We start from the raw sequence: 9361 nt of genomic DNA on the forward strand, positions 1-9361 counted from the left end.
GCGAAGAAAAAATAAGACAAGCGTTTGAAAATAAAAACTGGCAGGAAATTAAGGTAACCGACTCCTGGCAGATATTCAAAATAATGGCCGAGTTTGTAGATGGTTTTGAGAAACTGGCAAAAATTGGCCCCTGTGTATCCATATTCGGATCGGCACGTACCCATAACGATAATAAATACTATCAACTGGCCGAAAATACGGCTCGACTGCTAACCGAGCATGGCTATGGTGTAATATCAGGCGGTGGCCCCGGCATTATGGAAGCAGCCAATAAAGGCGCTTACGAAGCTGGCGGTAAATCGGTAGGTTTAAATATTGAGTTGCCTTTTGAGCAGTTCCATAACAAGTACATTGACAGGGATAAGATCATGGAGTTTGATTACTTCTTTATCCGTAAGGTGATGTTCATGAAGTACTCTCAGGGCTTTATCATTCTGCCTGGTGGTTTTGGCACTATGGACGAATCGTTTGAGGCCATTACGCTGATACAAACCGGTAAAATCGCCCGTTTCCCCATCATATTTGTGGGTGTGGAATACTGGAAAGGCTTGTTTAGCTGGGTTGAAGAAAAAATGCTGGCCGAACAGCACAACATCAACCCCGACGATCTGAACCTTTACCGCGTAGTTGATACCGCCGAAGAGGCCGTTGAGCACATTACCCGTTTCTACAACAAGTATGTGCTGAAACCGAATTTTTAATCATTCATTTTATCAAAATGCCACCTCTTTTTTGGGGGTGGCATTTTTGCTTTCTGAAAATTAGTGGATAGCTGCAATCCAATCAATAAAACATTTCAGGGCTTATGTGGTTTAAATTCAAAATAACATTATCACAAATAAGCAATTAAATAAATTGAAAATTAAATAGTTATCATCCTGAAAGCGCATCATACCTCAAAACAAAGAAAGTTCTTTTTACTAAAGATTTTAATATTACCCTTGCTTATAAGCCTGCATTACAATGCTTTTAGCCAGGTGCAAACGCCTACCGACTCGGTAAAGGCCGATTCGTTACGTATAAAACAGAAACAGGCAGCGGCTGCCGCAAAAGCCGATAACCTGTCTAAACAGTACGACGTTGGCAATTTGTACAATGATATTTTCCGTCCGCATAAAAAGCCAGACTCGGTTCAAAAAAAATCATCAGGAATTACCGTCATACCCAATGTTGCATCTAACCCAAGTATCGGATCACAAATTGGTATCAAGGCGGTGGCGGGTAAAAAACTGGGCGATGACCCTAACACTCTCCTGTCGGTAGCTGCAACATCGGCTTCCATTACTACAAAGGGGATTATTTATTTTTATGTAAACCATAACGTTTATACTCCCGGCAATAAATATAACTTTCAGGGTAATCTGGTGGTTGCCAAAACCGTTACGCCCGATTTTGGCTTAGGTATTGGCCGCGGATCTGACGTGAGTACAGATGACCATATACTAACTAACCCCGAGCGTAAAGGACGGGCACTGCATTCCGTATATTTTAACATCAGGGAAAAAGTATATAAGGAAATAGATAAAAACCTTTTCCTGGGAGCGGGTATGTCATTTGATGTCAGAAAAAGCATAGAAGATACTAAATCAGTAGGCCCAACGCCGTACAGCATATATAACGACCGTCATGGCTTTAGCCAAAGCAGCTACAGTGCAAACGGATTCTTGTTTAACCTGCAGTACACTACACGCGATAATCAGAACCGCGCCTATAAAGGAATTTATGTAGATGCCGGCATCCGGATAAATCAAAGCTGGATAGGCAGCAGTAAAAACGCCATGCAATTCACTACCGACTTTAGGAAGTACTTTAGCCTATCTGAAGACCATCCCGAGCATGTAATCGCTTTCTGGAACTGGGGTTCGTACCTAATTAGCGGTAACGTGCCTTACCTTGAACTGCCGGGAACCGCAAAAGATGGAAGTTTCCGCAGCGGTCGTGGATATACAACAGGTTACTTTAAAGGCACCAAGTTTGATTACTCAGAAGTAGAATACCGCTTCCCGATACTCCGCAACAAGTTTTTAAGCGGTGTTACCTTTTTTAACCTTCAGACCTCTAATGACGAAACCGGAACAAAATTGTTTGAAGTATGGCAACCAGGCTATGGCGCGGGATTGCGTGTGCTGTTCAACAAAGCCACACGCACCAATTTATGTCTGGATTACGCCTTCGGCAGATACGGGGCCCGAGGATTTTTCCTTGGCTTGAATGAAGCTTTTTAAGAAATCAGGATTTACTAACCGATTTTCCCCTGGGCCGCGGAACTTCAGGCAAAGCTGTTCGGATTTTGGTAGTTAAAGCGCGATCTGGAAATATTTCTGCTAATTTTTTTGTAACAGCATGCTCATCGTCAGAGGCAATGATCACTTTTCCATTTCTATCCAGTAATACAAAAAAAGGCATTGACCTCACTGCATACAATACTCCAACTCTTGCTGGTAAGCCTTTCGAAGGAAATTCGTCAATAACCTGCGTCCAGGGCATTTTTTCCTGATCAAGCGCTTTTATCCAATCATTCCAACCTCTATCGTCAGATATGCTCACTATATCAAAGCCTTTTTGATGATATTTCGCGTACACTTTCTTCCAATACGGAATACCTTTTCTACAAGGCACGCACCAGCTTGCCCAAAAATCAAGCATGATAACGGATCCACGGGCCGAGGAAAGTGTAAATTTGCTTTTATCTCTTTTTTGCAAAGTAAAATCAGATGCCATATTACCAGTCACTTTGTTCTTCAGTGTTGGTAATTTCTTGTTTAACGCTTCATAATAAGGAGATTCCTTTGCCGCTCCTGAAAATTGGTTCATCATCGTACGCATATAAACCTCGGAAATATCAGCTTGTGAGTTACAATATTCATTAAATATGTAAACCCCGGCAAGGGAGCTGGGATTTTGACCGATGTATTTTTCAATCCATAATTTTTGCTTTCCGGGCCCTTGCATACGAATCGTATCTAATTCATTTTTAATATAAACTAAAGAATCTTTTTTAGCTGTCTTTAACCTTCTGATAAGGGAATAGTAATCGGTCATCCCTGTTTCATTTTCATATTGAGTATAAGTATCAGCCAGTTCAGAGCCTGTTTCTTTAATCTGCCACATAATAGGGTAATCTATCTTATTAGAATACTGATGCATGGCATCCGCTGTATCTATATTAAATGCGATAACCGTATCCTCTACAAACCCTCTGAACGACCAGTTACCCGGCATAATCATAAAAGCCCTTCTCTCAGGAAAATCTACTTTTCCTTTGAACGCAAATTTGCCATTAACGATGATAGCGCTATCTATAACACTTCTGTTTCCTGCAAGCATACGCACAACTCCTGAATCTATACCCGTTATGGTGCCATTAATAACATAACCGCTATTGCTGGTAGTTTGGGCATTGACCCGAAAAATAAAAAAGATGAATAAAAAACAGATCGTTACTAATTTCCTCATGATAGGTAGTGGCAATAATATTTATTATTAATTGCTAATATATATGATACTGGTATTATTTTGATCATAAATTATCAGTTATATAATAAATTTTATCGTCGGTAATAAACATTAATACAACTTCATATCTTTAAAACTTTTACCTTGTTTTTCACTTTATTCTTTAATGACCGATCAACCTAAAAAAAAGCACTCGGCTGCGCTGGGTTTTATATTCATAACGCTGTTTATCGACGTATTGGGGCTTGGCATTATTATCCCTGTAATGCCCAAACTGCTGGAAACTCTGGGCCATGTTGATATCAGCACCGCTACTCAATATAACGGCTATTTAACTTTTACTTATGCCAGTATGCAGTTTGTGTTTTCGCCGGTATTGGGTAACCTGAGCGATAGGTATGGTCGTCGCCCTATATTACTTTCATCGCTGTTAGGTTTTGGTATCGATTATCTTTTTATGGCTTTTGCCCCTACCATAGGCTGGCTTTTTGTGGGCCGGGCCATAGCTGGGTTTACGGGTGCCAGCAACTCTACCGCCACAGCTTATATTGCCGATGTAAGTACCGGTAAAAATAGGGCTGCCAATTTCGGGTTGGTAGGTGCGGCATCCGGATTGGGTTTTATATTAGGTATTGGTATGGGGGCTTACCTGGGCGATATTAATATTAAACTACCCTTTATGGCTGCCGCGGGTTTTGCTTTGCTAAACGCGCTTTACGGTTACTTTGTATTGCCCGAATCATTAAAACCCAGAAATCGCCGCCGGTTTGAATGGAAAAAATCAAACCCGATAAGCTCGTTACGCAGCCTGGGCAAATATCCTGCCCTTAAAGGATTGATAGGCGCATTTTCACTCGTTTATGTAGCTCAAAAAGCAGTAGAATATGTAATGTCATTTTATCTGATTGAAAAATTTAACTGGACACTCCGCAGCATCGGTGCTCTGGGTATTTTTATAGGTGTGGTATTGGTAGCCATACAAGGCGGCCTCATCAGGCTTACCATACCCAAGTTTGGGCAGGAAAAAAATATCACAGCGGGCCTGCTCTTTTATGCGCTGGGCTTAACACTAATCGCTTTTGCCAGCCAGGGTTGGATGATGTATGTTTATATGATTCCCTACTGTCTTGGTGGTATCTCTGGCCCGGCTTTGCAGGGGCTTATTACCGGTACCGTATCGCCAAGGGAACAAGGCGAATTACAGGGCTCACTAACCGGCCTGACAAGCCTGGCTGTAATTATTGGGCCCTTGCTCATGAGTTCGATATTTCATTTGTTCACCCACCGCAATACCAACATGTACTTTCCTGGTGCACCCTATATATTGGGGGCGCTGTTAATGCTCATCAGCGCGCTTTTGGCTATCAGGAGCTTTAAGAAAGTGAAGGAAACGGCGAAACTGGTAGAGATCAATGATCCAATCCGCTAACCCCGCCAGATATCACGAATTTCATCATATCGGCAGCACTTTTTTCGATGTGTTTTATTTTGCTTGAATGTATAATGGCAACCTGCCCGGCAAAGGAATAAGAATAGGGGAAATATACTGCAACCTCTCCCGGTAAATTTAAAACAGCCAGGTCTTTTTGTACTATAAAGCCTATCTTTTTAAGCCCAAATTCATTTACCTCTACCAAAACAGGTTCGTTAAATTTCTTTTCCTCCCCTACAAAAGCTTCTGTCAGATCTTTAATGGATGAATACAGGAATTTAATAAGCGGCAAGCGATTGAGCCAACGGTTAAACCAGCGTTTAATGGGGTCGGTAACTACATTGGTAACCAGTATACCGGCTATCATAATTACAACAACCACGTTCAAAATACCCAAACCTGGAATATAAATGGGTTTACCTGCCTTATCTACCCACAGATCAGCGCTTAGGTTAAGCGCCTTATCAATAGTGGATACTGCCCAGTAAACTATGAAAAACGCGGCGCCAATGGGCACAACTACGATCATCCCTTTTACAAAATATCTTAATAAGGCTCCCGCAATTCTGTTCATAGATGCAAATTTAATATCAAGTAGTTAGTATCAGGTAATCTAATTTTTTAAAATCCTTATATCCATCCTGATAACTTGACGGATGCAACAAAAGAACAAAATTTATACTACATGGGAGAAGAGATGCTCATTTAGAAACTACTGAACTTTTGAATTCAAAGTTATATAAAAACAAAAGGTGTTAGCTCTCACCCTAACACCTTGTTCACCCAACTTCTTTATATAAAGCTCTTCAAGTTCTTATACGCAATAAAACTATTTAAGTTGTTTAATTTTTTTACAAATAAGAAACCCCGGAGACTTACAGCAACCGGGGGCAGGGTTATATTTACTTTATCGTTTAATTATAGCATACATCAAATAAATTCTCCAGGATAAAGCACACCCGGAGAATTTATTAAAACCAACAAAATTGACAGTACAGTATACGAACCGCTTAAGCCTAAGGTTATGTTATGAAAAAACCCCGACTTATTAATTAAAACAAGCCGGGGCAATTAAACGATAAATATAACCCCTTACATTTATCATCGTAAAAATAACTTATAACTGCATAATAAGTTTAAAAAAGCTTTCAACTTATACGAATAGTGTGAAATATCTCAGTTAGTTACACTGCTATTTTTCAATTTAAGTACTTATTAATAAGGCAAATTCATAAGCAAAAAGATTTGTTCATCTTGTTCAAAAAATTTGAGCCACCAATTAAAATCAGCTATTCATAAAAATATACCCGCTTTACCCGCTGCGAAACATTAGTTAAAATTTCATACGGAATGGTTCCTATCTGCCTGGCCAGTTCCTCAATACGGTAGTTTTCATCAAATACAATTACTTCATCGCCCTCGCTTACATCAAGGCCGCTTACATCCAGCATACACATGTCCATTGTAATGTTGCCCACGGTTGGCACGAGCGTTCCTTTCACCATCATTTTACCCGTACCGTTACCAAAGGCACGCAGGTAACCATCGGCATAACCAATGCGCACAGTCGCTATTTTGCCATCTTTCTGCAAGCTTCCGCTGCGGCTATAACTGATCGTATCGCCTGCCCCTACTTTCCTGACCTGGGCAACACTTGTTTTTAAACTGGCAATGGGTTTCAAAGCATTATCCGATGCAGGTACTGCCGAATCTACGCCGTATAACCCAATCCCCAGCCGCACCATATCATAATGTGCCGATGGCCAGCGCGTAATGCCCGAGGTATTGCACAGGTGTTTGATCACTTTGTAGCCCAGTGTTTTCTCTATCTCTTTAAAAGCCTTTTCAAAGCGTTTGATCTGTTTCTTCGTAAACTCATCGTGCTGCACAGCCTCGCTTGCTACCAGATGCGAAAATACCGACTGAACGCGTATATACCGATTTTGCTCCAGCATATCGCACAGGGTTTCAACGTCCAGGTTTTCAAAACCGAGGCGATGCATACCTGTGTCAATTTTCAGGTGTACAGGGTAGCTTTGTATGGCACGATCTTGCGTATAAATCACAAAATCATCCAGCAATCCAAAGCTATAAATTACGGGTTCAAGCTTATGTTCAACCAGCTTATCAAATGCAGAAGCCTCGGGGTTAAGTACCATAATGGGCAGGTTAATACCCGATTGACGCAGGGCTACTCCTTCATCAATATAAGCTACTGCCAGGTAATCAACCTTGTTGTATTGCAGCATATTGGCTACTTCAAAAGTGCCGCTCCCGTACGAAAAAGCCTTAACCATTGCCATTACCTTAACGCCCAGCTTCAATTTCGACCTGTAATAGTTCAGGTTGTTAAGCAGAGCGTTCAGGTTAATTTCTAAAATAGTTTCATGAGCTTTTTGGGTAAGCGCATTGCTGATACGCTCAAATTCAAAACGCCTTGAACCTTTGATCAGGATGGTTTCTTCTTTAAAGTTAAGCGCTTTTAACTGTTGCAGCAAGGCTGGCGTATCTTTAAAAAAGTGTTGCTCGGGCAAATTAAAACAGGTTTGGTTACCAATAAGCGCTTCACCTACACCAATAAACTTATCAATGCGTTGAGTACCGATCAGGTTGGCAACCTGGCAGTATAATACGTCAAGTTGCAGCCCAGACTGTAATATATCTGACAAAATTAATGTTTTTTTCTGATGCTGATTTTGCTGCCCCAAAAAGTTGAGCGCTATCTCCAGCGATTGCAGATCGGAATTGTAGGAATCATCAATAACAGAGCAATTGTTCACTCCGTTCTTAAGCTCCAGGCGCATGCTTACTGGCACCAGGCGTTCAATGCGTTTGTCGGCTTCGGCCGGGGTATATCCCATAGCCAACATAGTGGCCCAGCAGGTAATGGCATTTTCAACAGATGCCAGATCAGAAAATGGTATAAGGCATTCTATCTCTTTTTTCTGATAATAAGCCCGCAGGTAATATTTTTTGGAGATCACCGTCTCGCTGAACACGTACAGATCGGCCACCTTAAACTTGCGGCTCCAGGTAAAGGTTTCCTTCACCGGAATATCTTTTTTATAGTCGAGCAGCTGGTCGTAATTATATATAAGCAGCTTGCTATTTTTAAAAAGTTGCAGTTTTTCCAGCACCTTTTGTTTCCTGTTGGCAAAGCCTTCATCATGTGCCGGGCCAATATGGGTTAATATCCCGATCTGCGGCTTAATAATAGCCTGTAGTTTATCCATTTCATTAATGGTAGATATACCCGCCTCAAAAATACCCAGATTGTTACGGCTGTTTATTTGCCAAACAGATAATGGCACACCTATTTGCGAGTTATAGCTTTTAGGATTGCGCACAATGTTTTTATCGGCAGCTAATAACTGGTAGAGCCATTCTTTTACAATGGTTTTGCCATTACTGCCTGTTACACCTATTACCTGTAGCTTAAACTGGCAACGATGATAGGCAGCCAGGGTTTGCAAAGCAACCAAAGGATCATCAACCAGCAAAAAATTAGCGCCGGGCAGGTTAAACTCGGGGCCATGTTTTACCACAAAATTACGCACACCGGCAGCGTAGGCTTCGGCAATAAACTCGTGTCCGTTACGTCTGGCACTCAAGGCAAAAAATAGTCCCTCGGCAGCGTTATTAATTCTGCGGCTGTCGGTTAACAGGGTGCTTATGGTGCTTTCTTTTACGATGTTGCCTTCTGCCTTAATGATCTCCTTTACCTCGGTTATGACGTATTGATTGCTATGCATGTTACGAATTTGCTTATATTATCTAACAATAGCATAATTTTTAACGAATTTTGACATTGATGGACAGCCCAAAAACAATAAAGATAACCGACCCCAGGGTAGCTCAGACTAAGGCCGAGCATTTTTGCGCTTACCAGGAACGTTCGCAACAGGAAGTACGTGATAAGTTGTACGACTGGGGCTTGTGGCCCGATGCCGTGGAACAGATTATAAGCCAGCTTATTGAGGGTAATTTTTTAAATGAGGACCGATTTGCAAAGGCCTATACCAAAGGTAAGTTTTCACAAAAAGCCTGGGGTAAAATAAAAATAAAACAGGGCCTTAAGTTAAAAAAGGTGCCCGATGTACTGATAAAAAAAGCCTTGCAAACCATTGATATTGACGACTATGCAGTCGCACTAACCAAAATACTGGAGAAAAAAGCGGCTACCTTAACTGAAAAAAACGCGATTAAACGCCGCTATAAGTTGCAACAATACGCGATGGGCCGCGGATATGAGACCGACTTGATTGCTGATATTCTGAAAAACAGCGAGTTATAAAAAACTTTAAAAAAATTAAATTTTCTACTTGCAGAATATGCTTTTCTGCCTATATTTGCACTCCCAACGCGAAAGTAGCTCAGTTGGTAGAGCACGACCTTGCCAAGGTCGGGGTCGCGAGTTCGAATCTCGTCTTTCGCTCAAAGCCCTTCCTTCAAAAAGAAGGGCTTTATTTTTAA

The 9361-nt window shown here is 41.3% G+C and carries 7 protein-coding genes and 1 tRNA gene; 5 read left to right on the plus strand and 3 right to left on the minus strand.

All coding sequences use genetic code 11. The features are described from left to right. A partial coding sequence (locus AAGC65_RS22690; protein ID WP_343114754.1) for a TIGR00730 family Rossman fold protein occupies window positions 1-701 on the plus strand: 701 nt, incomplete at its 5' end. Window positions 702-941: 240 nt separating this feature from the next. Further along, entirely contained in the window at window positions 942-2225 is a 1284-nt protein-coding gene (locus AAGC65_RS22695) for a BamA/TamA family outer membrane protein (protein ID WP_343114755.1), read from the plus strand. Between the two features lie 4 nt (window positions 2226-2229). Here the strand turns inward: AAGC65_RS22695 and AAGC65_RS22700 are convergent, their stop codons facing one another. Beyond that, the gene (locus AAGC65_RS22700) at window positions 2230-3456 is read right to left on the minus strand and encodes a TlpA disulfide reductase family protein (protein WP_343114756.1); all 1227 of its coding nucleotides are present in this window, start codon (window positions 3454-3456) and stop codon (window positions 2230-2232) included. A 166-nt stretch (window positions 3457-3622) separates the two neighbouring features. Between AAGC65_RS22700 and AAGC65_RS22705 the strand changes: the two genes are divergently transcribed. Continuing rightward, complete coding sequence (locus tag AAGC65_RS22705; protein ID WP_343114757.1) at window positions 3623-4885, plus strand: TCR/Tet family MFS transporter; 1263 nt, start codon at window positions 3623-3625, stop codon at window positions 4883-4885. On the opposite strand, the gene AAGC65_RS22710 is transcribed toward AAGC65_RS22705, so the two are convergent. Next, window positions 4866-5462, minus strand: a complete 597-nt coding sequence (locus AAGC65_RS22710) for a DUF502 domain-containing protein (protein WP_343114758.1) — start codon at window positions 5460-5462, stop codon at window positions 4866-4868. The two genes, AAGC65_RS22705 and AAGC65_RS22710, sit on opposite strands and share 20 nt — an antisense overlap. A gap of 715 nt (window positions 5463-6177) precedes the next feature. Then, window positions 6178-8640, minus strand: coding sequence for a bifunctional UDP-N-acetylmuramoyl-tripeptide:D-alanyl-D-alanine ligase/alanine racemase (locus AAGC65_RS22715; RefSeq protein WP_343114759.1), 2463 nt, complete (start codon window positions 8638-8640; stop codon window positions 6178-6180). A gap of 59 nt (window positions 8641-8699) precedes the next feature. Between AAGC65_RS22715 and AAGC65_RS22720 the strand changes: the two genes are divergently transcribed. Beyond that, on the plus strand, window positions 8700-9182 hold the full coding sequence (locus AAGC65_RS22720) for a regulatory protein RecX (protein ID WP_343114760.1): 483 nt from the start codon (window positions 8700-8702) through the stop codon (window positions 9180-9182). Window positions 9183-9250: 68 nt separating this feature from the next. Then, window positions 9251-9323: transfer RNA gene (locus tag AAGC65_RS22725), tRNA-Gly, on the plus strand. Window positions 9324-9361: the final 38 nt, after the last annotated feature.

The sequence above is a fragment of the Mucilaginibacter sp. genome (genome assembly GCF_039207105.1).
Lineage (GTDB): Bacteria > Bacteroidota > Bacteroidia > Sphingobacteriales > Sphingobacteriaceae > Mucilaginibacter.

Excerpts from the sequence above, each read along its gene's own strand:
- AAGC65_RS22705 (WP_343114757.1), top strand. The coding sequence starts at position 3,623 with ATGACCGATCAACCTAAAAAAAAGCACTCGGCTGCGCTGGGTTTTATA.
- AAGC65_RS22710 (WP_343114758.1), bottom strand. The coding sequence starts at position 5,462 with ATGAACAGAATTGCGGGAGCCTTATTAAGATATTTTGTAAAAGGGATG.
- AAGC65_RS22715 (WP_343114759.1), bottom strand. The coding sequence starts at position 8,640 with ATGCATAGCAATCAATACGTCATAACCGAGGTAAAGGAGATCATTAAG.
- AAGC65_RS22700 (WP_343114756.1), bottom strand. The coding sequence starts at position 3,456 with ATGAGGAAATTAGTAACGATCTGTTTTTTATTCATCTTTTTTATTTTT.
- AAGC65_RS22720 (WP_343114760.1), top strand. The coding sequence starts at position 8,700 with ATGGACAGCCCAAAAACAATAAAGATAACCGACCCCAGGGTAGCTCAG.